The organism is Desulfobulbus rhabdoformis (assembly GCF_016919065.1).
Lineage (GTDB): Bacteria > Desulfobacterota > Desulfobulbia > Desulfobulbales > Desulfobulbaceae > Desulfobulbus > Desulfobulbus rhabdoformis.
The window spans coordinates 58130-81704 of the sequence record NZ_JAFFQA010000002.1; the positions used below are offsets into that span (position 1 = coordinate 58130).

The 23575-nt window shown below is 55.4% G+C and carries 24 protein-coding genes; 8 read left to right on the forward strand and 16 right to left on the reverse strand.

The features are described from left to right. The first annotated feature begins 28 nt into the window (after positions 1 to 28). Positions 29 to 310 carry a phosphopantetheine-binding protein gene (locus JWJ90_RS01405; RefSeq protein WP_205225386.1) on the forward strand — a complete coding sequence of 94 codons (282 nt, stop codon included), beginning with the start codon at positions 29 to 31 and terminating at the stop codon, positions 308 to 310. Here the strand turns inward: JWJ90_RS01405 and JWJ90_RS01410 are convergent. From JWJ90_RS01410 to JWJ90_RS01485, 16 genes are all read right to left on the reverse strand, one after another. Further along, positions 297 to 1439 carry a beta-ketoacyl-ACP synthase III gene (locus tag JWJ90_RS01410; protein WP_205225387.1) on the reverse strand — a complete coding sequence of 381 codons (1143 nt, stop codon included), beginning with the start codon at positions 1437 to 1439 and terminating at the stop codon, positions 297 to 299. The genes JWJ90_RS01405 and JWJ90_RS01410 overlap by 14 nt on opposite strands. Before the next feature lie 3 nt (positions 1440 to 1442). Then, the gene (locus JWJ90_RS01415) at positions 1443 to 2744 is read right to left on the reverse strand and encodes a B12-binding domain-containing radical SAM protein (RefSeq protein ID WP_205225388.1); all 1302 of its coding nucleotides are present in this window, start codon (positions 2742 to 2744) and stop codon (positions 1443 to 1445) included. Between the two features lie 41 nt (positions 2745 to 2785). Further along, entirely contained in the window at positions 2786 to 3844 is a 1059-nt protein-coding gene (locus JWJ90_RS01420; RefSeq protein ID WP_205225389.1) for a radical SAM/SPASM domain-containing protein, read from the reverse strand. Between the two features lie 2 nt (positions 3845 to 3846). Beyond that, the gene (locus JWJ90_RS01425) at positions 3847 to 5337 is read right to left on the reverse strand and encodes a B12-binding domain-containing radical SAM protein (RefSeq protein WP_205225390.1); all 1491 of its coding nucleotides are present in this window, start codon (positions 5335 to 5337) and stop codon (positions 3847 to 3849) included. Continuing rightward, positions 5334 to 6152, reverse strand: a complete 819-nt coding sequence (locus JWJ90_RS23130; protein WP_205225391.1) for a 1-acyl-sn-glycerol-3-phosphate acyltransferase — start codon at positions 6150 to 6152, stop codon at positions 5334 to 5336. Before JWJ90_RS23130 ends, JWJ90_RS01425 begins: the two co-directional genes overlap by 4 nt. Positions 6153 to 6154: 2 nt before the next feature. Beyond that, positions 6155 to 7399 carry a beta-ketoacyl-[acyl-carrier-protein] synthase family protein gene (locus tag JWJ90_RS01435; RefSeq protein ID WP_205225392.1) on the reverse strand — a complete coding sequence of 415 codons (1245 nt, stop codon included), beginning with the start codon at positions 7397 to 7399 and terminating at the stop codon, positions 6155 to 6157. Positions 7400 to 7419: 20 nt separating this feature from the next. Further along, on the reverse strand, positions 7420 to 7674 hold the full coding sequence (locus JWJ90_RS01440) for an acyl carrier protein (protein WP_205225393.1): 255 nt from the start codon (positions 7672 to 7674) through the stop codon (positions 7420 to 7422). Positions 7675 to 7884: 210 nt separating this feature from the next. After that, positions 7885 to 8775 carry a lysophospholipid acyltransferase family protein gene (locus JWJ90_RS01445; RefSeq protein ID WP_240194695.1) on the reverse strand — a complete coding sequence of 297 codons (891 nt, stop codon included), beginning with the start codon at positions 8773 to 8775 and terminating at the stop codon, positions 7885 to 7887. Further along, positions 8772 to 9470, reverse strand: coding sequence for a glycosyltransferase family 2 protein (locus JWJ90_RS01450; protein ID WP_205225394.1), 699 nt, complete (start codon positions 9468 to 9470; stop codon positions 8772 to 8774). The genes JWJ90_RS01445 and JWJ90_RS01450 overlap by 4 nt, the downstream gene beginning before the upstream one ends. Before the next feature lies 1 nt (position 9471). Beyond that, complete coding sequence (locus JWJ90_RS01455) at positions 9472 to 11181, reverse strand: DegV family protein (protein ID WP_205225395.1); 1710 nt, start codon at positions 11179 to 11181, stop codon at positions 9472 to 9474. Beyond that, positions 11178 to 12542, reverse strand: coding sequence for a class I adenylate-forming enzyme family protein (locus tag JWJ90_RS01460; RefSeq protein WP_205225396.1), 1365 nt, complete (start codon positions 12540 to 12542; stop codon positions 11178 to 11180). Before JWJ90_RS01460 ends, JWJ90_RS01455 begins: the two co-directional genes overlap by 4 nt. Then, a complete protein-coding gene (locus JWJ90_RS01465) occupies positions 12539 to 13807 on the reverse strand; it encodes a B12-binding domain-containing radical SAM protein (RefSeq protein WP_205225397.1) in 1269 nt (422 codons plus the stop codon). Before JWJ90_RS01465 ends, JWJ90_RS01460 begins: the two co-directional genes overlap by 4 nt. Positions 13808 to 13814: 7 nt before the next feature. Beyond that, the gene (locus JWJ90_RS01470; RefSeq protein WP_205225398.1) at positions 13815 to 14618 is read right to left on the reverse strand and encodes a hypothetical protein; all 804 of its coding nucleotides are present in this window, start codon (positions 14616 to 14618) and stop codon (positions 13815 to 13817) included. A 20-nt stretch (positions 14619 to 14638) separates the two neighbouring features. Beyond that, positions 14639 to 15238, reverse strand: coding sequence for an outer-membrane lipoprotein carrier protein LolA (locus JWJ90_RS01475; RefSeq protein ID WP_205225399.1), 600 nt, complete (start codon positions 15236 to 15238; stop codon positions 14639 to 14641). Then, on the reverse strand, positions 15235 to 15972 hold the full coding sequence (fabG, locus tag JWJ90_RS01480) for a 3-oxoacyl-ACP reductase FabG (RefSeq protein ID WP_205225400.1): 738 nt from the start codon (positions 15970 to 15972) through the stop codon (positions 15235 to 15237). The genes JWJ90_RS01475 and fabG overlap by 4 nt, the downstream gene beginning before the upstream one ends. A 10-nt stretch (positions 15973 to 15982) precedes the next feature. Then, positions 15983 to 16417, reverse strand: coding sequence for a hotdog family protein (locus tag JWJ90_RS01485; RefSeq protein WP_205225401.1), 435 nt, complete (start codon positions 16415 to 16417; stop codon positions 15983 to 15985). A gap of 316 nt (positions 16418 to 16733) precedes the next feature. On the opposite strand from JWJ90_RS01485, the gene JWJ90_RS01490 reads away from it, so the two are divergent. From JWJ90_RS01490 to JWJ90_RS01520, 7 genes are all read left to right on the forward strand, one after another. Next, on the forward strand, positions 16734 to 17000 hold the full coding sequence (locus JWJ90_RS01490) for a phosphopantetheine-binding protein (RefSeq protein ID WP_205225402.1): 267 nt from the start codon (positions 16734 to 16736) through the stop codon (positions 16998 to 17000). Further along, entirely contained in the window at positions 16997 to 19162 is a 2166-nt protein-coding gene (locus tag JWJ90_RS23705) for a beta-ketoacyl synthase N-terminal-like domain-containing protein (RefSeq protein ID WP_205225403.1), read from the forward strand. Before JWJ90_RS01490 ends, JWJ90_RS23705 begins: the two co-directional genes overlap by 4 nt. Further along, on the forward strand, positions 19159 to 20505 hold the full coding sequence (locus JWJ90_RS01500) for a lipid biosynthesis B12-binding/radical SAM protein (RefSeq protein ID WP_205225404.1): 1347 nt from the start codon (positions 19159 to 19161) through the stop codon (positions 20503 to 20505). The genes JWJ90_RS23705 and JWJ90_RS01500 overlap by 4 nt, the downstream gene beginning before the upstream one ends. A 365-nt stretch (positions 20506 to 20870) precedes the next feature. Beyond that, on the forward strand, positions 20871 to 21206 hold the full coding sequence (locus JWJ90_RS01505; RefSeq protein WP_205225405.1) for an ApeI family dehydratase: 336 nt from the start codon (positions 20871 to 20873) through the stop codon (positions 21204 to 21206). Between the two features lie 19 nt (positions 21207 to 21225). Continuing rightward, a complete protein-coding gene (locus JWJ90_RS01510) occupies positions 21226 to 21492 on the forward strand; it encodes a phosphopantetheine-binding protein (protein WP_205225406.1) in 267 nt (88 codons plus the stop codon). Continuing rightward, positions 21493 to 22560 (forward strand): radical SAM family protein, encoded by a 1068-nt coding sequence (locus JWJ90_RS01515; RefSeq protein WP_205225407.1) that lies wholly within the window; start codon positions 21493 to 21495, stop codon positions 22558 to 22560. Positions 22561 to 22576: 16 nt separating this feature from the next. Then, on the forward strand, positions 22577 to 23575 hold the full coding sequence (locus JWJ90_RS01520) for a radical SAM protein (RefSeq protein ID WP_205225408.1): 999 nt from the start codon (positions 22577 to 22579) through the stop codon (positions 23573 to 23575).

Here is a 23575-nt window from a genome sequence, read left to right on the forward strand (position 1 = left end):
TTCTTTTTTGGGGAATACAGCACGACTTATGGGATTAGATAACCTCGAACACGAACTTCTTGAGGCAATCTGCAGTACATGTAACTTGCAGGATGTCGATATTGCATCCATTCAGGCTGATGCCCCGTTGATCGGGCCTGATTCAGCTTTGGGGATCGATTCTCTCGATGCTTTGGAAATTGTCGTTATGGTGCAAAAAGAATATGGTGTTCGCATTGAATCAGAAAATTCCAGCCGTATCGTCCTGGAAACGGTGGCAACTCTGGCAGCCCATATCCGCACGCATTCGCCGCAGCTTACACCACAGTAAGTAAGATATACCCCACTGAAAACCGACCACTTTCCGGAATAAACCCCAAAATACGTTCTCCAGAACGGAGCCGACCCGAATGCATGAGTTCCTCAAGCATGATATAAAATGAGGCGGCACCGGTGTTGCCCTTGCTGCTTAAATTGGTAAACCAGCGTTCCTGGGGAATAGAAAAACCGATAGCTTCAAGCTGGCGGGCAAGTGGCTCGCGGAAATAGGCTGAAGAGTAATGCGGTAAAAACCAATCAATTTGGTCCGGCGTTAACCTGTGCTTGGCAATGATGGGCGGCAGAGCAGTGCCAACCAAAGCAGCCAGCACCTCACGATTGAGCAGTTTGGCATCCTGCTTGATCGTGAAGATCCCTCCTGAATAAAGATTTTTCCTCAGATTTTCACGCCAGCCAACAGTGCGACCGTTGGGTCCTTTGCTGCAGCCAGCATACATGCACGTCTGCAGATGGTGCGCCTGGGAGCTCAGCTCTATCCAGTCGATCCTGAGGTTGCAGGCTCCACGTGGTTCCGGCTCAATGAGGGCGGCTCCCGCACCATCGGAAAGCATCCAACGCAAAAACTGTTCCTCAAAAGAAAAGGCCGGGTGGCTGGGCTCGTCCAAGCCCTGGTCGGTTTGCTGGCTGCAAACTCGGTTGAAGAAGTCCGTGCGCATGTAGGATGAGGCCAGTTCGGAACCTGTTGTTACAGCAAAACTAGCTGAGCCCAGTGCAACCGCCATGGCGCCGTACTTCAAGGCCATTATCCCGGAGAGACAGATTCCGGCGGTGCTGACAACCTCGCAGGGAAACTCGCCCAATTCACCATGGACCATGGAGGCATGTCCCGGCATGAGCTGATCCGGAGAAGAGGTCCCACAGGCCAGGCAGGAGTTTCCCTCTTCACTGGTAACATCGAGTTTACGGATTGCCTCGGCTGTCAACTGGGCATTGGTGTACGTCGGGGCACCGCTGTTCTTGTCTATGGCGTAATAGCGGCTTGTTATGCCGTTACTGGTGAGGATCTTTGTTTTTGTCCGATTGGAAATGCGATCAACCGGACCAAGATAGCGTTCGATGTCGTCGTTTGCTACAGGATCACCAGGAAGAAAAGAGGCGAGATTGGTAATGTATACGTTCATCACTTATATATGTGCGTGGCGATGGCTTTGGGCTATCAGCTCTGCATAGGCGCTGTAAAACCGATGCTCGTCAAGACGGGTCGGGGTGACGGCATTGGTCAGGGTATAATAATCAAGGTTGTGGTTGACGATCTTGGGGCGAAGTGACGCATGGAGGGGCGTTCCCGGCAGCGGGGTCATGACCGTGATCATTGGCAGGTCAATGGGGTGGTTCTGCAGATAGTGGCTGAGCTGATCAAAGTCATGCTCGTCGTAATCCGGATCGATGATGAAGTCCCCCACAATGGTGATGCCCAACTGATGCAGAATGGCGATTGCCTCGGTGTTCATTTTTGCCTTATTTGCCTTGTGCATGGAGAGCAGGCTGCTGTCGTCGATGGCCTCAAAGCCTATGATCACCGCCCGGAGTCCGGCCTTCTTCCAGAGCTGCAACATTTCAGGGTGGCGGACCACCGTATCGGATCTGATGTCGGCGAGAAACTGTTTGTTGAGCTGAGCATCAATTATGGCATGGGCCAGGGCCGTTGCTCGCTCGATGGAACCAAAGGTATTGGCATCAACAAGCCGAATCACGGGTATATCCTGCAGCAGGGCTAGATCTCGAACAACCGCCTGCGCTGATCTCACCAGGTACCTTCCCCCAGTTTGGCCTGCTATCGAGCAAAACGAGCATGCGTGGGGACAGCCGAATGCCGAGGCGACAAAACCCATACGAATCCCGAGTTTTTCCAGGATATAGTGGTCTCGGTACGGCTGGACGAGATTAAATGACGGGGGACGTTCCTCAACCAGATCCGCCTGGGTGGCAGGCGTTTGCTTCAGCGCCAATGCTTTTCCTGGGGTGACACGGTAGATCCCCCTTGGGAGGACTTCCTGGTTCTCTGTCCCCTTATCAAGCAAGGTGATGAGTTCGCTAAAGGATTGTTTGCCGAGGCCACGAACAATATAATCGACTTCCCTGCGGTTGAAAAAATTGGGGTCGTTGCTGGCATGGATGCCGCCGACAACAATGATCGCATCGAAGGTTGCACGTATTGTCGAGGCAATCTGGACGACGGTATTTGCCTCGCAGGTTACCCCCGTGATGCCGACAACATGCGGCGTATGTTCTTGCAGTGCAGTCAGCAGCCCATCAGGTTCTGCCTTGAGGTCGACCAGGTGGACGGAGTGCTCCAATAGATTGCCTGCAAGTTCCTCAAGCCCAAGCGGCTCTCCCCGAAAAATTTGTTTGATCGAAGTGATGCCATAGCGTTCTTCGGGAATACTGCGGCCACTATCAGGCGGATTGATTAAGAGAATATTCATACAGGTACAGTCATGCAGGCCGCTCAGCTGCCAGGAGTCCTTTATGCATTCGTTTTGGGCCGCAGAGCGCAGGCCGTTTCCGGATTTTTCCAGCAGGTGGGATCCGAGGCCAGGTAGTCACCGGTCATTTGGTAGGCGGCGCCACGGCAACCATAGCATTCTTCACTTTTTTCACAGGTTCCACAGGGCCCCTTAATCGTCGTGCGATAATTTTTCAAGTTTTGCACAATCTCGCTGTTTTTGAGGATCTCAGCAAGCGGCTGCTGGCGAATATTGCCCAGAGCAATGGTCACCCCCACGCAGGGCATCACATCACCACGCGCGGTGACAACGCAGGAGACCTGATGCCGCATACAGCGATTGCCGACCAGGGGTGGTTGCGGTTCCCAATCCCTGCCGAATTGTTCCCAATCAAGGGTAGAGAGTTGGGCGAACAGATCGTGGAGTTCCTGAGGACTCACCTCAAGCCAGCTGTTTTTCAGCGCATTGGCCTGGGGGGTGAGAACCTCAAAATAGGGTTCGATGTCGTGCTCCCGCAGCCATTGCCACAGGTCGACCAACTCCCTCAGGTTCGGCTGACAGATTACGGTACTGGCAGCGAGAAAGAGCTCGGCTGAAGGATAGCCCACGCGCTGCAACCGTTGCATTGCCTGGTTTATGATCGCAAAGGCCCCTTTTTTTCCAGCCAAATGGTCCTGGATGGCAGTATCCCTTGAATTCATCTTCACCACGACCCGTACCCTTTCCTCCGCCAAGACCTGTGCAAGCTCATCAGTGATGCCACTGCCGTTGGTGAAGAGTTCAATCTCTAAATCCAGGGAGCCGAGAAAGCGTATCATTTCTATGAGATGAGGATAAATAGAAGGCTCTCCCCCCAGGATGATTATTTTGCGGGCACCCAGTGCCCGGGCCTGGAGAATGACCTCTTTGATTTCCTGGCGTGACATCTCCTCTACAACCGAGGTCTGCTCTTCCACATAGCAGTATGTGCAGCGGAAGTTGCATTTGCGGCTGAATTCGATCTCCATGGACAGGAGTCGGTCGGCAGAGGCCGCGGCTCGTATCTCCTCTTCGGTGAATTCCAGGTTGTAGAGCTGCATAGTTAATATCCTTCAAGATCCATGAATGTATTGATCCTTTCCCAACGTTCGACTTCCCGTTGGTAGCGTCCCTCCCAACCTCCTTTGCGCATGATCCGCCAGTAGTGCATCTTGAGAAATGGCTTAAAGGCAAAGCGCCAGATCGAGGTCCAGAGTCGACCTTGTTTACGGGCCGGTTCCGGCGGATTCCACCAGCCGATAACCTGTTGCCGTTGCAGCCAGAACTGGTATTGCAAGGCCTCTGCACTCAGGAACTTGGTGCGGACATTGGCCCAGAGACCGCTGTATTTTTTGTAGTTGTTCTGGTTGTCGATCAGACCCTGTTCCAGGAGTTGCTGTCGCATTCCCGTCTTGGGATAGGGGGTGAGGATCTGGCAGTAGGAGGCATCGGCACCGAGTTCGACGAAAAATTCGTAATTTTCCCGGATCGAATCCTCGTCATCCTCGGGAAAACCGAAAATTAAGCCGCCAATGACCATCAACCCGTATTTATGACAATTTTCGATTGCCTGTTGCGAAGCGGCGACGATATCTCCCTTGCCGGCTGCACTCAAGTTTTTCTTTGAGCCGTTTTCTATGCCGAGAAATACGGAACGAAAGCCAGCCTGGGCCATCTTGGCAACCATGGATTCGTTGGTGGCCATGGAGATGCAATCTGCCTGAACCACCAGGTTAAGGCCCTTGTAGTTGCGAGCGATGATGGCCTCGCACAGTTCCATGACTCGGGACGGGTTGAGCACTATGTTGTCATCGGTGATGAAGACCCAACGCGTTTTGCGGTTATAATAGATGTCGTCCAGATCTTCCAGCACCCGACTGATGGGGTAGGTACGAAAGGTACGGCCGTACATATGCTTCATACTGCAAAAGTTACAGGAGCGAGTGCAGCCCCGTGATGTCTCAAGCAGCTCGATCTTGGAGTAGATGATATGGTAGCCCCAGGTCAGGCGGCGCTTATCACGAATCGGCAAACGCAGCGTACTCAGGTCAAGATTCTCGCCCCTTGGGTTATGCACAAACCTGCCTTCCTCTTTGTGGGAGAGGGAAGGGATCTCCTTGAGCTGGTCGTTTCCTGCCAGGGCATTGACCAGGCGACGACAGCATTCTTCACCTTCCCCACGAACGATGAAATCGATCCACTGGGCTTCCGGCGCGCTGGCGATCTCTTCGGCCATCAGGGTGGCATGATACCCCCCCAGGGCTATTTTAGCCGTGGGACAGATCTCTTTGAGGAGATGAGCTATTTTTATGCAGGTATCGTACTGCCAGGCCATGGCCGAAAGTCCGATCAGGTCGGGCTGGATGCGGTTAACGACTTTAGTCAGGTATTTTTTGATTGAGTGGCGTTTGCGGATCAGATCAATCAGAAAAACCTCATGCTCGGGATCGATGTTCCCGCCAACACAGGCAATGCCGTGATTAGGCATGTGCACCGCCATCTCGTGGATGATAATAGGCACCACGTCCGGCATGGAGATAAGAAGAACCTTCATCGTATGCTCTTTGAAGAGAAGGGGGGAGTGGGTGAGGGCGTGGCGACATCCAGAACGGAGTGCGCCACGCCATCTTCCATGGCCTGACGAATCCGCTTGCCAAGATCAGCCAGGCTGGATTGCATTTCCTCCACCGGGATTGTTTCGACCAGCTGGAGTTGAATAACGTTTTTGCGACTGGCTGCAAACCGAAAGACGCCCGGGGTAAACAGCCGTTCCGTGTTTGTGACGACAAGGACATGTAGGGGAACGTGAAATTGACGCGCAATCTTCAGAGCCCCCGGGTGCAGGGGCTTGATTCGTCCATCCCGACTTCTCGTACCTTCGGGAAAGACAAAGAGATTGCCTCCTGCCGCAAGGTATGCGGGCATGGTTTCCATACGGGAGAGCAGCAGATGGGCAAACGGCCCGCTGGAGGTGGATGGCAGGTACCCGGCGGTTCGAATGACCCTGCCAAAGATGGGCAGGGTAAAAAAAACAGATTTGACGACGGTGATCGCGCGGTCAAGATGGGCAATCAGCAGCAGGGGATCCAGGTAGGAGCGGTGGTTGCAAACGATTACCGAACCGCGAAGGGTGGCTATGCGGCTATCGATCTTCCACTGCTGTTGCGGGGCGATGGTCTGGAGCAGGTGAAAAAAAACTTGGTAGAATCGACGGTTGTAGCGCTGGAATGCAGCCTCTTTGTTTGAGGAAAAGAGTCCACTGAGGAGATAGCGCGGAGCAAAGAGGAGCAGGAATCCCAGGGTGAAATAACACCAGCAGGCCAGGGTCACAGTGAGGTCGAAGACGGTGTCCGGACTCCAACGCTGCACGTTTAATTGACCTCGAGACCGTTGCGCACCAGCAGGCAGGTGTTGACTCCGCCAAAGGCGAAATTCTGGATCGAGGCAATATGGGTCCTGGCCTCAATGACCTCTGGCGTATACTTGAGCCGGGCACAACGAGGGTCCACCTCTTCCAGGTTCAGGGTGGGGGCGAGAAAGCCTTCTGCCATCATGTAGAGGGTCATGATCAGCTCTATGGCGCCGCAGGTCCCCATGGTGTGTCCGGTATAGCTTTTCAAACCGGTGACATAAGGATGCTGGCCATAGACCGCTTCGATTGCCTGGGTTTCAATAATGTCGCCCATCTTGGTGGCCGTGGCGTGGGCGCTGATGTAATCAACGGCCTCCGCTTCGATGGCTGCATCGGCAAGAGCAAGGCGCAGGGTGTCGGTGATGCCCTGAAGGTTCGGCAGGATCAGGTCGCCTCCGTTGTTATTGCAGGCAAAGCCAATGACCTCGCCGAGGATGGTCGCGCCTCGTTTTTTGGCGGACTCATACTCCTCAAGCAGGACGGCGGCGCCGCCTTCTCCCACAACCAGGCCATCGCGTTTTTTGTCAAAAGGGCGGGGGGTGGAAGAGGGGGAATTGTTATAGGCGACCGAGCAGGCAAGGAGATTATCAAAGACCGCCACGGTGGTTGTATCGTATTCGTCGGCGCCACCGCAGAGCATGGCATCCTGCATGCCGTACTTGATCATTTCATAGCCAAAGCCAATGGCCTGGCTGCTGGTCGTGCAGGCGGTGGAAGAGGCGATGACGCGGCCGGTGATGCCAAACATGCGGGTGATGTTGACGGCGGTGGTGTGCACCATGGAGCGAAGATAATCAACGGCGCCTATGGAGGAAAATTCCGTTTCGAGATTCTGAAAAAAGGTTTTGTAGATTTCCCGTTGAACCGTTGGGCTGCCGTGGGTAGAGCCAAAGGCGACGCCCAACCGACCGGATTCGATGAATTCTTTGGAAAGACCCGAGGTCGCCAGCACATCCTTGGCGACCTGGCAGGCATAATAGGCCACCGGGCCCATGGTTTTGCGCTGCGAACGATTAAACTCGTAGGCGATCGGGTAATCGACGGTGCCAAAGACGCGAGAGTGAATGTGACCGCTCAGGAGTCCGTCGTCACGCAGGGGCTTGACACCGGAGATACCGTGGCGGAGACTCTGAACAATGGCTTCCTGACCATACCCGATCGGGGTGATGGCGGAGCAGGCAGTGATAACGACGCGACGTTTCATTGAAAAAATGCGGCGCCTACTTAAGCGCGACCCTGCTGTATCCTTTCCAGATAGTCAAGGATATCGTTGATTGTTCTGATCTCCATCGCTTTTTCCTTTTCTTCGCGGGTCAGGGAAAAGCCGAGGATCCGTTCGATTTTACCGAGCAATTCGATAGCGTCGATGCTGTCAAAACCGTGGTCGTCACGGAGATTATCATCCAGTCCCGGTTGCTGAAATTCGAAATCCTGAACAAGGATTGTGAGGATCTGCTCCTGCAGTACATCTCTAGTCATGGTTCTATTTTTTTAGACGAATCTTGAGTTCTTACGTTTTGTGAGAAAACGGCAATTGTACGAGCTAAAATCTGAAAAAAATTGAAATACTACTCCGAATTCCGCCAAAAAGAAAAGAAAATTCTCCTTGACGCTCTCTCCCTCTTTGAGCAGAGCAAAAGAGCCCGCTGGTCAGTCCAGGAACCGTCTGAACCTGATGAGAAATCCGGGTTAGGGAAATTCGTTGGGATCGTGGAAAAAACGCTCAAAGTGATACCATTCGCATGGATGGGCCAGCAGGGCCGACTCCAGGAGATGAGCGTACTGTTGGGCGGCCTCGACAATAACTCTGTGCCGCTGTTCCCGGCTCTTGCTTGTAACCCAGATAGGTGCGGAAAACGTAAAATGATAACGGTTGCGGCCGGTGCGAAAGGCAAAAAAAACAATGATGGGTGCTCCGGAGACCAGGGCAAAGACAAAGGGCGCCTCCGCAACATAGGCCCTATGCCCCAGTATATTCACCGGGATTTGGCGCTGATCTTCTCGCCAGCTTACATCTCCTGTCATGGAAACGAATCCTCCCTGCCGTAATACGCGTAATCCTTCGACCGCGGTGAAGGGGGATCCTTTGCCCTGATCAACGCCGATGATGGAGACGCCCGCCTGTTGCAATTCCTGCTTTTGTCGCCGTTCCACGCCTTCTTTTTCCTTGATACCCATATAGAGTAAAAGCGCGGTCTTCTGGCTTTTGCACATCAGCATTCTGGCCGCCATCTCCCAGTTGCCCAGATGGGACATAAGCAGTAAGGCGCCTCCCTGGCCGCTGCGAGCATACAATGCTTCTGCCCCGGTTGCGGTATAGGTCGGCGAGAGCCCCCTGTTGTTGAGAAAGCGATCAACATGGATAGTGGTGAAATTCTGGTATTGGCGAAAAGTGCACCAGATGTGAAACCAGCGGCTTCTTTGGGGAAAAACAAGACCGTAGAAGCGGCGACTCTCTTTCACCCTCGGGGAGAAGAGGAAGTAGCCCAGGGCAATGAAGCGCGCCACCCCGGTAAAAAACCAGGTGCCAAGCAGCAAGGAGAGGTGCACCAGGAAGGTGTAGGGATCAATGCGCATCATTTGCGGTCCAAGCCGAAGATGCGGCTGCAGATTAAACGGCAGAAGGTATTTGAATTGCGCAGAAAATCGCGCCAGGGGCGAAAATGACTGACACGAACCCCTTTGGGCTGATAGACCACGGAGACTGGAGCTTCGAGAGTTGCAATGCCTCGTCGTTGAGCCCGGACCAGTACTTCCACCTCAAACTGGTAGCGTCGGGCAACCACACCAAGTTCCAGGGTTTCCGGGAGCGGGTAGAGGCGGAAGCCTGATTGGGAATCCGCTATCCAGGGGCCACCGGATACCCAGACCCAGAAGTTGGAGAAGCCCCGGCCAAAGCGACTGGTCCAGGGAACGTGGCCCCCATCCATGCCTTGGCGCTTACCCACGACGATCACGCGGCCCTCTTTTTGAGCGCACGCAAGCAGGGGCCATGCGTCTGCCGGATCATGCTGTCCGTCGGCATCAAGGGTGAGCGCGTAGTCGTATCGGCGGGCCGCCTCGGCGAATCCGCTGAGCAGGGCCGCGCCCTTGCCTTGGTTGTGTGGATGATGCAGGACCGTGATGTCTTGTTGTTGCAGCAGTACTTCGGCGGTCGTATCGGTTGAGCCGTCGTTGACCACAATAATCGGTAATCCCAGGGAGCGGGCTGCGGCGATCACGGCCTGAATCTGTGGTCCGTGGTTGTAGACCGGAATAACGATAGCGGCATCCATCTTAGTGGCTCTCGGCAAAGGCTAAGGACCAGGTGCCCGGTCCCATATGAACCCCTGAGGTCAGGGAGAGGGGAACTCGCAGGATTTCTGCCTCTGGCAGAAGGCTGTGTAAGGCCGGTTGTACGTGTTCTTCAACCCAGGTTTCGTTGTCTGAATACTGGAGCAGGAGCACGGCACGGTTGGGCTTGATGATTTCAAGGTTGACCTTGTCGAGGGCAAAGTCGAGTTGCGCCTGCTGACTGCGGACAACGCCCATTTTTTTCACGCCCACAGGGGTTGGGCTGATAACCGGTTTGAGCCCCAACAGATTGACAAAGAGGCCGCTTGCCCTCGACACGCGCCCACCGGCTGCCAGGTAGTGCAGGGTGTCGATGAACACGTATTCCCGACAGGATTGAATCAGAGAACGGGCATAAGCCTTGACCGCTTCGCTATTCTCTGTCTGTTTTGCCAGGCGTGCACAGAGCAGTGCAATGAGACCCAGACGTCCCGAAGCGGCACCTGTGTCCAAAAGCGTCATTGGCTGTGTCCTGCCCTGTTTCCTATGCCAGGCACGCGCCACCTCGTAGTTGCCGGTAAAGGCTGAGCCAACGCAGAGGTAGAGGGTTTGGCCAAACTCCTCGCATACGTTTTGGTAGCGTTGATGCCGTTCTGCCAGGGAGGCTTGGGCCGTGGTGAGTCGCTGTTGTTGCCGCATCAGGCGATAGAGGTCTTGAGGACTACAGAGGCTTTCCGGTATGGCCTTGTCCCCATGGATGATGTAGCTGTCAAGCAAGCTGATCCCGTATTGTTGGGCCAGTTTTCTGGGCAAAGAACCGGCGGCATCGGTCATAATGTGCAGGCAACCAGGAGGGGGGGCTGTTTGCGTGGAGGGTAGGTCCTGGTGCAGTGGTTGAGCCGAGAAGTGAGCAACCTCTCCCAGCTCGGCCAGTTGCCTCTGCAGCCTTTGCGGATCAGGCGTGTGGATATGTATTTTGAGGCTTGCCTGCTTGGGAACGACCACCAGGCTCTCGCCTAGCTGGGAGAGGGAGGTTGCATCTAGAGGGGCTTCGTTGGCCGGAGCAAGGAGCACATCGACACAGTACGCAGCACTTGCCGGTGGCTGATATGCTTCTTTACAGGTAAGGCGGTCAGGAAAGAGGGTGAAGAGTGAAGGGCTGGGAGCTTCCAGTGGGATCAAGCTGCGAAAAAAAGCATCGAAAAAGATGTACATGCCAAGAGCCCCGGCATCAACAACCCCGGCCAAACGGCAAGTTTCCTGAAGTTTGGTCGTGTCGAGTACGCTCTGGTGGAGGGCTGCAAGGATGGTGTCTCCGCATGTGGCATCAAGGCTCCGGCGGGATGACAGAACCTCTGCCAGGGATGCAAAGACTGAGAGCATGGTGCCCTCTTTGGGATCGGCAACCGCCTCCCGTGCCTTGCTATATCCTGCAGTAACGCGTTCAGGCAACTCTTCAAGACCTGTCATTGTCAGAAGGGGGCTGAAAAATGCCGCCGCAATGTTGCCGGAGTTTCCTGTCGCAGAATGGATGATCTGGGCTGCGAGCTGTTCGTTATCCTGGCTGCAGGTGCGAAGAGGGCTTAAGCTGATGCGAAGGTTGGCACCGGTGTCGGTGTCAGCAACAGGAAAGACATTGATGCGGTCAAGCAGGTCGGACCAGGCGCTTAAGCTTTCGTAACCAGCACAGAATGCTTCGTGCAGAGGTGTCATGCGGCAAAAAGGCGGAGGACGGCCTCTCGGTCAATCTTGCCGTTGTCCTTGACAGGAAGACGTTCAATAATTTTGACGGCCCGTGGCAGGGCATAGGGCTCGAAGCGGCTCGTCAAAGCCTCCCGAATACGGTCAACTTCAAGGCCTAACGTTTCCACCAGGGCGACGATGCGATGCCCGCGGCCACTGGTATCAGGGAGTGCAAGCACCAGGCAGTCGGAAACATCGGGCATGTCCTTGATTGCGGTTTTGATCTCCTCCAGGTCGACGCGTTTTCCTCCCACCTTGGTGACGGAATCGCTGCGTCCCTTAAGCTGAAATCCCTGTGTACCGTCCGCCTCGACGCGATCACCGGTGCGAAAGAAGCCTTCCTGGCTTAGCTTCAGGCTGGGAGAAAGATAGGGAGAGCGGATCAGGAGTTGTGCATTGTCTATCTGCCAGTTGATGGTGGCATAGGGGGTAAAACCCGTTTCACCACGGGAACGGTTGCGCAGGGCGATGCCGCCGGTTTCGGTGGAGCCGTAGACCTCGACAATGCCACTGGGGTTGCAACGGCAGAACTCGGTGTTGTCGCTCAGATCGAGCATGCCCGCAGAGGAAAATGCAAGGCGGAGTGAGGGGGACAGGGCCCCTTTTCCCCGCAGCACCCGATAATGGGGCGGCACACTGACAAAGATGGTGGCCTCATGTTCTCGAACGGTACGCACGATTTCTTCGGGAAAGGAGGGCATGGAGGGGACAACCGCTGCTCCGGAGACCAGGGGCAGGAGTACAGAGTAGAGCAAACCGTAGATATGGGCGGGGGAGATGGTGGCGACAATGCGGTCTTGTGGAGTAACCGTGAAATGGTCTGCCAAAAACAAGGCCTCGCCCAAAAGGTTGGTGCCGGTTTTGGACCAGAGCTGAGGTGTGCCGGTGGAACCACCGGTGTAGAGACGGAGCAGTTCCTGTTCTGGCCGCAGGTCGGCCAGCAGGGTATAGTCTGCCTTTGCTCCTCCAGGCGGGGAGATTACCTCCATCTCGGGGGGCGGAGCTTGATTGGAGTCGACAAGCGCCAAGCTGCAGCCTGTTGCCTGATTGAGCCCTGCCAGCGCCTGTGCGGAAAAACTGTATGGTAGCAGGACGATGGGGCCACCGGCCAAAGAGGCGAGGATTGCCGCCGCAATCAGGGCGCGATTTTCGGTCGCCAGGCAGATCGTCTCCCGCTTTTCAGTCTTTCCTAAACGGGTTTGCAGCCAGGTCGCCATCCCATATACTTCGCCAAAGGTTACGCCACCGTCGATAAATGTTTCTGCCGCATCAAAGGGACGGGCAAGCAGGTGGGTAAGGTCCGGGCTGTAACAGGGGCGGGCCGAGTTCATCGTCCTCTTTGCTCCTTGCCAAAGGTTTGGCGTGCAAGTTCACGGTTTCTGGGCCTGAAGGTGTTGTCTGCCATTTCCTTGCGGACCACCTGCTGAAAAAGCTTGGCCATCTTGATGTTCTGCGATTCGTCCTGGTAAAAACTCTCCCAGGCGTAGGCGAGCAACTCCAGCAACCGCTCCGGCGACATATGCTTGGGTTGGTAGACAACTTTGTCCGCTGAGTACTCATCCCAGTCTGTGGAGAGAATGCGATTTTGACGCTGGAGGTCTTCGTAGGCTTTGGTATGGGGAAAGGGGGTGAGCACGGTGAACTCGGCCAGGTCCAGTTCTATATCAAGGAGGAAGTCAATCAACCGCTTGATGGAATCCTCGGTGTGGTTATCCAGGCCAAGCAGGATTGTTCCCTCGACCCCGATGCCATGGTCATGATAGCGTTTAATCCGCTCTCGAATATAGTCAGAGGTGTCGAACACCGCCTGGTAGACATACCAGGCACCGGCTTGGGCGGCGAGATCCAGCACCTTGGGCTTGTCTTCGATGGGGTGACAACACCATTTCTTTTTCAGGGGAATCATTTCCCGAAAGAGATCGAGTTCCCAGTCCGTGTTCTGGGCAAGGGAGTTATCGACCAGAAAGAGCCGGTTGTTGTCGATGGCCTCCAATTCGGCGATGGTTTTCTCAATGGGGCGCGGGCGAAACTCCCTGCCACCTAGATAGGCGACAGCGCAGGGATAGCAATGGAAGCGGCAGCCTCGCGAGGCATGGACCAGATCGACCATCTGCACCCCCTTGTGATTATAGAGGGGGCGGTTGAGAATATCGCGGCGTGCTGTCCCCACCAGGTTGATGTCAGGGCGTTGATCAAGAAAATTATAGCAGGGTTTGAGATCCCCCTGGTGGAAATCGGTAAAGACCTCTTCCATGCGTCCTTCGGCTTCTCCAAGAAAGACGGCGTCGGCGTGTTGCATGGTCTCTTCGGCATGGAGCATGGTAGCGATTCCACCAAAAATGACCTTGATCCCCTTGGCTCGGTAGGCGTCGGCAATGGCCCAGCCGCGCTTGACCTGCACGGTTAACATCATTGAAATACCGACAAAGTCGACCTGCTCGTCAATGTCCAGCGTTTCCAGGTTCTCGTCAACAAAGTCCACATCCACGAAGTCTGGCAGGGCGGCGGCAAAGACCACCGGGCCGTGGGGGGGCAGATGGAACTCGGTTTGCTGGGACAGTTTGGGCCATTTTGGATAGATCAGGCGAAATTTCATGGCAGGTTCATGGCCGGGCGGCCGGTAAGGGCTCGGCAGTAAGCAAGCGAAGGTTTAAGGTGTAACCGGCTCTTCCCAGACCGGTCAGGGTCAGGTTTTGGGCCAGTCGGCTGTTGTCTCTTTCGATGCAGGATCGAGCGTTCACGCTACGGGTTAGTACTGGGAGAGCACCGTCTGCCTTTGGCCTCAGAGCGTAGGTGGAGAGTTGAAAGCAACCGGCTGCGTCGGGGAGAATATCGGTTACTCGCTCTTGGTCTGTGTAGCGGCATAGTGGTTCCCCCTGAACCAGGCGACCGGTGCTGGCTACGCCTAATGGCATGAAAAACAGCGTTCGAATATCCGCGATGAGGCCTGCTGCAAAAGCCGGGCTGTCAAAGGGGGGCAGGGCGCGAAGAACCTCCAGGGAGCCGTCTTGTGCTGAGCTGGCCTCAAACAGGGTCAAGCCTTCAATGCTCAGCAAGGCGCAGTTGAGTGTGCTTCCCGCAATCGTCAGCACCCCCAGGGCATTGCCGTTGGTGCCGTCGGCGAGCTGGAAATGGATTGTGTGGGTGAGTTGCCAGTGCCCCTGAGGGAAGAAAACTCTGCAGCGATCGGCCAGGCCTGCAGAGGGCAAGGTCGCCATCTGCGGCAGAACCTTTGGTCTGAGCTCACCACAGGATGCAAGGAGAACGCAGAGCAGTGGCAGGAAAATCCACCATCTGTTAATCCACGGGTTGCGTCCGCTCCCTTTGTTCTTTTTTGCTAGATTGCTGCAATCTGCGCGATCTGCATGCACCATGAAAAACGTGAGGGCCTGAGAAAAACGGTTCATAATCATCACCCTGACTGTGATCAGGGGGTGGTAAAACGTTCCGCCGGGATGTCCTGGTTGACAACCACCTGGGAAAACGTGATCACCGTGGATGATTCAGCCGATTCGACAATGGTAACCCGGTCCACCACACCTTTTTCCTGGCCCAGGTGCAGTTCAATGCGTTGAATAACCGTTTCCATGCCCGGGTCTTTGGGGCTGAGGATCAGGTCCTCCGGCCCGCTGCGCCGGACGGAAAAGAGCGGGTTGTCATTGAAGCGGCCATCAAGCCAGCTGCCGATGTCCTGAAGAATAATCTGCATGGTCCCCACGCCAGCCCCATTATCCTGCTCAAAAGATCCATCACGTTCGATGCGTTTGTCGATATGACCATCGTGGAGGAGCAGCACTGAGTGGATGGGCTCCTGATATTCCCAGCGAAGCGATTGAGGCGCTTGAAACAGCAACGTACCTCGGGAGATCAGGGGGCGGGCCAGAATTCGCAGGTGTTTTTCCTGGGTGAAAACAGCCTGCACCGAGCGCAGTTTTGTGGCAGTGCTGTTTATTGTTGCTGCATGGCAAAGCATGCTGTTGGCACTCAGCAGGCTCAGTACAAGCACCAGAGCCGCGAGCTTGTTCACAGCATGCCACCGTTCACCGAGACAACCTGGCCCGTCACGTAGGAGGCCGCCTCCGAGCAGAGGAAGGCAACCACCTGGGCCACCTCTTCAGGTCGGCCGATGCGGGCCATGGGAATTAACCCTTTGATGTGCTCCTTGGGGGCCTTGGCTATCATTTCGGTCTCGATTAATCCGGGAGCGACAACGTTGACCCGGATGCCCATGCGGGCGACCTCTGAGGCAACAGTCTTGCTTGCGGCATTGAGCCCTGCTTTGGCTGCGGCGTAATTTGCCTGGCCCCGATTGGGCATGAGTGATGCCGCAGAAGAGATGGAGACAATGGAACCGCGTCTGGCTCGAACCATATGTTCCAGCACCGGGCGGGTCATGTTGTAAAAGCCGTGTAGGCTGGTCTCGATGACACCATGCCAGTTTTCAGGCGGCATCATCATGAAGAGACCGTCAGCCAGCGTACCGGCGTTATTGACCAGGATATCGATGGAGCCAAGCCGCTTGGCAATGTCTTCGATTGCCGCCTCTGCAGCAGCCAGGTCCCGGACGTCAAACTGATAGATCTCACCCCGGCCACCAGCCGCCTCAACTTCTGCCAAGGTTTGTTGGGCACCGTCTAGGTTGCGCATATAGTTGATAATGACGTAACAGTCGTGTTGCGCAAGTTCGGTACAGACGGCGCGTCCTATTCCGCCGCTGCCGCCGGTGACAATGGCCACCTGAGAGTTGTTCTTTGTGCTCATTCTGTGTTCTTTAGGCTTGGAAGAGTTGAAGAACCACCGAAGCCACAAGCTGGCCATCCTGGTGGAGTTGGCTTTCGACTTCTCGGAACTTATCGAAAACGAGGGTGTTCTTGGCGCTGGCCTCAATGCTGCCACCGAGGGGGAGATGATCGACAAAAAAATCAGCCCGTTTCACGGCGACCAACCAGCCCATCTGATCGGAGTCCAGACCTCGGTTTTGGATCCTGTCCCAACCGTTACAGACTCCTGCGGTCTGGGCTGCCAGCTCAACGCAGATCAGGGACTCTGCACCATCGGGGCCGGTGAGCGGCCAATCGGCACTGACCCTGCTCAGGGTCCTGGCCTGGACCGTATCCACCTCCAGCACCTCATCAATGAGCAGCATCCCGTCCCGATGGGGCAGGAGATCCTCAAGGCTTAACTGCGCGAGTTCCATGGCATTCATCTGTTTCTCCTCAATGTTGGCAGGTTCAAACCACCCGGCGCATGGACTTTCCGCAGTTTCAACCAAAGGGAAGCTCTTCTTTCCCCAGGACCTGGATTCCTGAGCATGTTTAGCGGTCTCGGATTCAGGCACGAATAAATAGTGAGTCTTGGTGACAAATGGGTAAAAACATATATAATAATCCTTTTTTTTGCATCATTGCATTACTTTTTCATTAACTCGTGTCCGTCCGGAAATTCAGGATGGGCACCAACTCATGGCTCATTTTCCCCAACGAGCCGATTGCTTACCGAGGCCAGCGTACGTGGACAGCACGATGAATGAACTGATTGAAGAATTGAAGACCAAACTGATCGAACTGCTCAACCTTACCACGCTCACCCCCGAGCAATTCGATGCCCAGGCCCAGCTGGTGGGTGGGGAGCTTGGCATTGACTCCATCGACGTCTTGGAGATGGTGGTCATGGTGGAACGAGACTATGGAGTCATGATCAACTCCCAGGAGGTCGGTGAAAAAGTCTTTGCCTCCGTGGCATCGCTTGCGGCCTACATCGAAGCAAACCGGGCCGGAGGAGATGCGTGAGCCAGGGAGCTGTCTTTATTGCTGCCGCTGGAATTGTCAGTCCTTTGGGCTGCGGACTTGAGGAAACCGATGCCGCCTTGCGGGCCCAGCGATCTGCTATCGCCCCTCTGGACGTTTTTTCTCTTCTGCAGGGAACGCCTTTACCGACTGGTCAGGTCAAGTCACTTGCCAATACAGAGTCGATGCCTCCCAGGGCGCATCGCCTTGCCCGAAAAGCCGCAGAAATGGCCATGGCCGGGCAAGCGCAACCGCCGGATACCATTGTTTTGGGGTGTACCACCGGCGGTATCCTGACCACGGAGGAGCTTCTCCGCCGACAGGAAAGTTCTCCTGCGGCATATCAGGCTCACGGTCTGCAGAGTCTGGCAGAAGATATCGCTACACTCTGCCAGTGTTCAGGCCCAGCCCTGACGGTTTCGACAGCTTGTTCTTCGGGGGCTGTGGCTATTGCCCTGGCCCTGAATTTGTTACGCACCGGTCAGGCTCGGCGGGTTCTCGCCGGTGGCGTTGATTCGCTCAGCCGCTTGACCTACTACGGTTTTCACTCGCTCCAGCTGGTCGACCGAAATGGTTGTCGCCCCCTTGATGTCACACGGCAAGGGCTTGCGGTTGCCGAGGGCGCAGGTATGCTGCTCTTGACAATCGATCCGCCCGAGAAACCTCTGGCAATGCTTCTAGGCGCAGGGCTCTCCTGTGACGCCTATCATCCCACCGCTCCGCACCCCGAAGGCAAGGGGGCGAGGGCAGCCATGGAGGCGGCACTTGAGGATGCGGGGCTTACTCCGAGTGACATCGATTATATCAACCTGCATGGTACTGGCACCCCGGACAACGATCTGGCCGAGACCCGTGCCATAAACGCACTTTTTTCCCCACCTCCGCCACTCTCTTCCATCAAAGGTGCCACCGGGCATAGTCTCGCCGCATCAGGGGCTATCGAGGCCGTGGTCGCCTCGCTCTGTGTCTCTCGCGGACTGGTGCCCGGTACCGTTGGTTGCACCCAACCGGACCCAGCCTTTGGCATTACCCCGCAGATGAGCTGTGTTGAGCAACCGGTGGGGACAGTTCTCTCCAATTCCTTTGGCTTTGGCGGCAACAATGGCTGCCTGGTCATCGGTGATGGGAAAACCCAGCATTCCACGACGGTACCTCAGGCAAGTGGGTACCTTGCCGTGCATGGCAGTGGCTGCCTCACTGGAGCGGGGCTGTTGCCGGTCACCCTGCAGCACCTGCAGAAGGGCCTGTCCGCTGCAGGTTTGCTGCCGGACGCATTCCTGGCTGAGCATCTACCCCCCAGGCTCATTCGTCGGGTCAAGCGTCTTGCCCGTCTTGCCCTTTTGCTTGGACAGGAGGCGGTTGACGACACCCAGGGAAAAGAGAATCCTGCCGCTGTTTTCATGGGAACCGGCTGGGGTGCGTTATCGGAAACCTGGGATTTCCTTGATCGGTTAACCTCTTCCGGAGAACAGTTCCCCAGCCCCACCGATTTTGTCGGCTCGGTTCACAACAGTCCTGCCGGACAGGTGGCGGTGCGGCTTCAGGCCAGGGGGGCCAATGTTACAGCCAGTGGCGGCGATTACTCCTTTGAACAGGCTCTGTTCACGGCCCAGACCTTGTTGCCTGCGACGGGGCAGTCGGCATTGCTTATCGGGGCGGATGAAGGCCATGCCCAGTTCTCCCGCTTGCTTGATCGATCCGTTGAGACCGGGAACCTTGCCGATGGAGGGGGCGCCCTCTATGTGAATCGAGACTGTGCGCAGGCCCGATGCCTGGCTCGTCTTGCCTTTTACGGTCGCGGGGGAGGGCATGATCTTCCAGAGCAGATGCTCGCAGCTTTGGGCGGGGTGGATTCCCTGCGACAGCAGCCGTTGCTTGTGTTTGCCGGGATACCGGCAGCCGACCGGGAGGTGGGGGATGAGCAGCTGAGCCGATTTTTGGACCTGGTGGGTGAGAGCACACCTGTTTGGCGCTACCGGAGTTTTACCGGTGAATTTGCTTCGGCCTCAGCTGTGGCAGCGGTTATGGCGGTGCAGTCGCTTGAGGCGGGCGCTTTCCCCGGTTCTTTGGTCGGAGGACAGGAGGTGCCGCTGTCTACCGGAAGCAGGATCCTTGTCCTGGGGACCGGTCAATGCCTCACGGCCATGGAGTTTCAACGGCCGTGAGAATTCTGCTTCTCTCTCCCAATACGCTGATCGCTCCCTATCCGGTCTATCCTCTGGGGTTGGATTATGTGGCTGCTGCACTTGCAGCTGAGCATCAGGTCGAGATAGTGGACTTTCATGTCGTTGACAGGGCGGCGCTGGCAGCGCTGCTGCAATCGTTTGTGCCTGAGGTTATAGGTATTGCCTGCCGCAATATTGACAACACCGATGCCACCGATTCGTTGTTTTTGCTGAAAGAGTACCGGGAGCTGGTGAGCTGGCTTCGCGACTGCTCCTCTGCGGTCATTGTCTGTGGCGGCAGTGGCTTTACCATCATGCCGGAGCGGATCTTGTCTTTTTTGGGTGCCGATTTTGGTATTGTTGGCGAAGGCGAGCGTTTCGCGCTTCTGGTTGATGCCCTGGCCGAGGGGCGCAATCCCGCTGCAGCTGCAGGGGTTCTTTGCGCTGGCGCTCACATGGAGCCGCCGCTCCCCTGGCAGGGGCGGATGGTGCGCAGGCTCCCCTCGACGGGAAGGCAGAGCAACTTCTACCTGCGGAATGGGGGAATGCTCAACCTCCAGAGTAAGCGAGGCTGCTCCTTTTCCTGCCTCTATTGCCCCTATCCCCGCATTGAAGGGCACGTGCACCGTTTGGTGGACCCCGACGAGGTGGCCCGTGTTGCAGTGGGGCTGCAGGAAGCAGGAGCCCGCTATCTTTTTATTACTGACTCGGCCTTCAACTCTGATGTGGAGCATAGCCTGGCCGTGGCCAAGGCCTTTCAGCGGCATGGCCTGTCCATCCCGTGGGGAGCCTTTTTTGCGCCAATCGCATTGCCTTCTCAGTATTTTGAGGTCATGGCGGCTGCCGGTTGCAGGCATGTTGAATTTGGTACGGAATCTCTCTCTGCATCAATGCTGAGAGCCTACCGCAAGCCCTTCCGGCCACCGGAGGTGTTGGAGGCTCACCGGCAAGCTCGATCAGCCCGGTTGCATGTCGCCCATTACTTTCTTCTGGGGGGGCCTGGAGAGAATGCGGCCACCGTGGAGGAAAGTCTTGATCTCATTGAGCAGCTGAAAAAAACCGTTTTCTTCTTTTTTATCGGGATCAGGATCTATCCCGGAACCGGCCTGTATGAGCAGGCCTTGGCCGAGGGCGTCATCGACAGGGAAACGGATCTGCTTCATCCGTTTTTTTATTCCCCCAAGCATATTACCCTGGATGCGATTGAAGCCCAAATCAGCCAGCGGGCCGGGCAAAGGAGAAACTGGCTGGTCGGTTCTGGCGGTGAAACGGCTTCAACGGTCATCCAGACCCTGCATCAGCGGGGAATGATCGGGCCTCTCTGGGAGTATCTGGCCGAATAAAACCAGATCTTTGGGCCATTTTTCTTGCTAGATGTGAAGAGAAGCATAAGGCGGCTCACAACCGTTTCGAAGACAGTCTCTCTCAAGAGAACTGAAGAGGCTATTTTGACACCTTGTATGAATCCGTGACAGCGTGTGATCGTTTGACAGTAGATCAACTTGAATAAAAGAGGATGTATGTATAATCACACTCCCTGTTCAGCTTCACCCGCCACCCCTTGGGGCATCATTGGCACGCCATATCCATTGTTCGTAACACGCCGATAAAGTGTGCTTTAATCGACATGTCACTATCAACGAAACTGACGCGCCGCTGAATGCTCACGGATTCAGATTGACATTTTACCTGGACATAAAATGATATCATGTGGTATTTGCTCCTTGATTTAGAAAAGCCTGCACCAGAGGAAATTCGGGCAGGGGTGATCGTCAACCACGACTCGCCTTGGTTTGACGGTCATTTCCCCGATACCCCCATTTTGCCGGGTATTGCCCAACTCAAGATGGTTGCCGATGTCATTGCGCAAGCACGGCAGACGCCCCTCTTCATCAGACGCTTGAATCGGGTGAAATTCAAACGGATTATCAAGCCGGGAGAACAGCTCGATATCCACGCCAAGGGCTCTGGCGACCTGTATTCGTTTCGCATAACTCATAACAAAGAGGATGTCTGTTCCGGCATGATGTCCCTTGATGTTTAAAAGCACACAGAAATAACTCATGAACACTACTCTTGATCAAACCATCCTTCGTATCGCCGAAATCATCATCAACGAACTGAAACTGGAAGATGTAACCCCGGAAACCTTTGACGCCGATCTTGACCTGGTTGACGAGGTGGGCATCGACAGCATGGACCTGGCGACCATTGCCTTGGTGATTCGCGACGAATTCGGTGTACGGATTGACGAGGACGACTATCCTAAACTGACCACCTTGCGGATCATCGGCGGGTATATTGCCGGGAAACTCCAGGGCGACGAATAAATGTCCCGTCAGGTGCCGCAGGCAGCGAGCTGGAAGTTCGCCGATATTATTGCGATTCCAACTGTCCGGGATCGTTGGGAAAAGGTCAGGAGGTACTTTTTTCTTCGGGAATCCACCTATGATATGACCCATCGGTGCAATATTCGCTGCGATGGGTGTTATTACTTTAACGGCGAAAAACAGTTCGCCCTCGAAAATGGTGATCCCGCTGCCTGGCGAGAGCTGATGGTGGCTGAAAAAGAGCGCGGCATCACCTTTGCCGTTCTTGCCGGTGCCGAGCCTTCTCTGGTACCCGAGTTGTGCCGCATCTGTGCGGACACGATCCCTCTTGGAGCCATCGCCACCAACGGGCTGAAGCCCCTCCCCCCGGAGATTGATTACCGCATCCACATTTCCGTTTGGGGCAACGATGCCAGCAGCAAGGCCGTGCGTAAGGCCGACGATATGCTCAAACGGCAGATGGCCAACTACCACAATGATCCCCGAGCGGTTTTTGTTTATACCTTTACCTCGCAGAATATTGATGAGGCCCAGGAGGTAACCGAAGAGTTGGCCAAGGGAGGGCAGAAGATAACCTTCAACATGTTCTCTGCGCCTGAAGGGTACAACGGGCCCTTGCGGCATACACCTGAGAGTCTGGCCAAAACAGGGGCTATGATGACCCAGCTGTTGACCCAGTATCCCGAGGCGGTGCTTTTTTCCCACTACAATGTCGTCGCCCATACCCATCGTTTAGGGTTGCATGCGCTTTACTCCTGTTCCTACCCGAGAATGAATCCGTCGGCCAATGTTGGGCTGGGCAAATCGTTTCGCCAATACCGGACCGATCTGCAATGGGATCGTGCCGCCGCCTGTTGCGTCCCGGATACCGACTGTGCCGATTGTCGACATTATGCAGCAGGAAGCGCAGTGGTTACAGCCCGAATGTACCGCCACGCTTCCAATCCCGAGACGTTTTCCGCCTGGCTCGATTATGTCGACACCTACCTGGCGGTCTGGGTCCAGGGATACGAAAAAAGTCCCAATCTCTGTGACCATGCCGTCACTCCTCCCTCAGACGGTCAATAGAGGCAACGTTACTCGTATGAAAACAGTCAGTTCACTTCTTAATCCTCAGTGGCACGAGCGTTATAAACGTATTTCCAAACTCAACATCCGCAGCTCCATCTATGATGTCACCGACCGCTGCAACCTGCGCTGCAAGGGCTGTTTCTTCTTTTCTTCAGATGAACACAAGGCGGCTTCGGAAGAAAAGGATGTGGCCAAATGGCATGCCTTTGTCGAGAGTGAAATGGCGCGCGGCGTGAATCTGGCCATTCTCATTGGTGGCGAGCCGACGCTGTGTATGGATCGGATCGAGGCTTTTTATACGCGTTTGCCCACCTTTTGCGCCACCAACGGCATTATCAAGGTCGATCGAGACCGGTTTCCCGATCTGATGGTCGGTATTTCCCTCTGGGGGGATCGCGAGGACGAAATTCTGCTGCGGGGTAAGGATACCTTTGCCATTTCCAGTGCGAACTATGCAGGAGACCCCAACGCCTATTACCTCTACACCATCACGCCGAAGCAGCTGGGGAAGATCGAGAATAACATTCGCCGCATCAAGGATGTCGGGCTCAAGGTCCATATGCAGCTGCTCTCTAACGACGAGGGGGTCGATGGTTTTTCCTGGCAGCCCGATGAGTTGGTTGCGGTCCGGGCAGAGATGGACCAGATGCTGGACAGTTATCCTGAGACCGTGATCTCTTCGAAGTATTACCACCAGGTGATCACCACCGGTACTATGTGTGGACGCACCTTTGGTTGGATGGAATGCCCTTCGGTCACCGATCCCATTGATAAACGTAACCCCCGGCCTAAACGATTGACCAACTTTATCCGCTGGGCATCAGATCTCAAGACCATGCATCGTTGCTGTACCTCCGAAACCCGTGACTGTTCCACCTGTAAGGATGGAGCGGCGCATATGAGCTGGGTCATGGTGAATAAGCGTGCCCATATGCAAAGCAGCCAAGATCTGCAGAACTGGGTCGAGGTCTACGAGATGTTTGCCAAGCTGTACCGGTTTATTCCTTGGTAG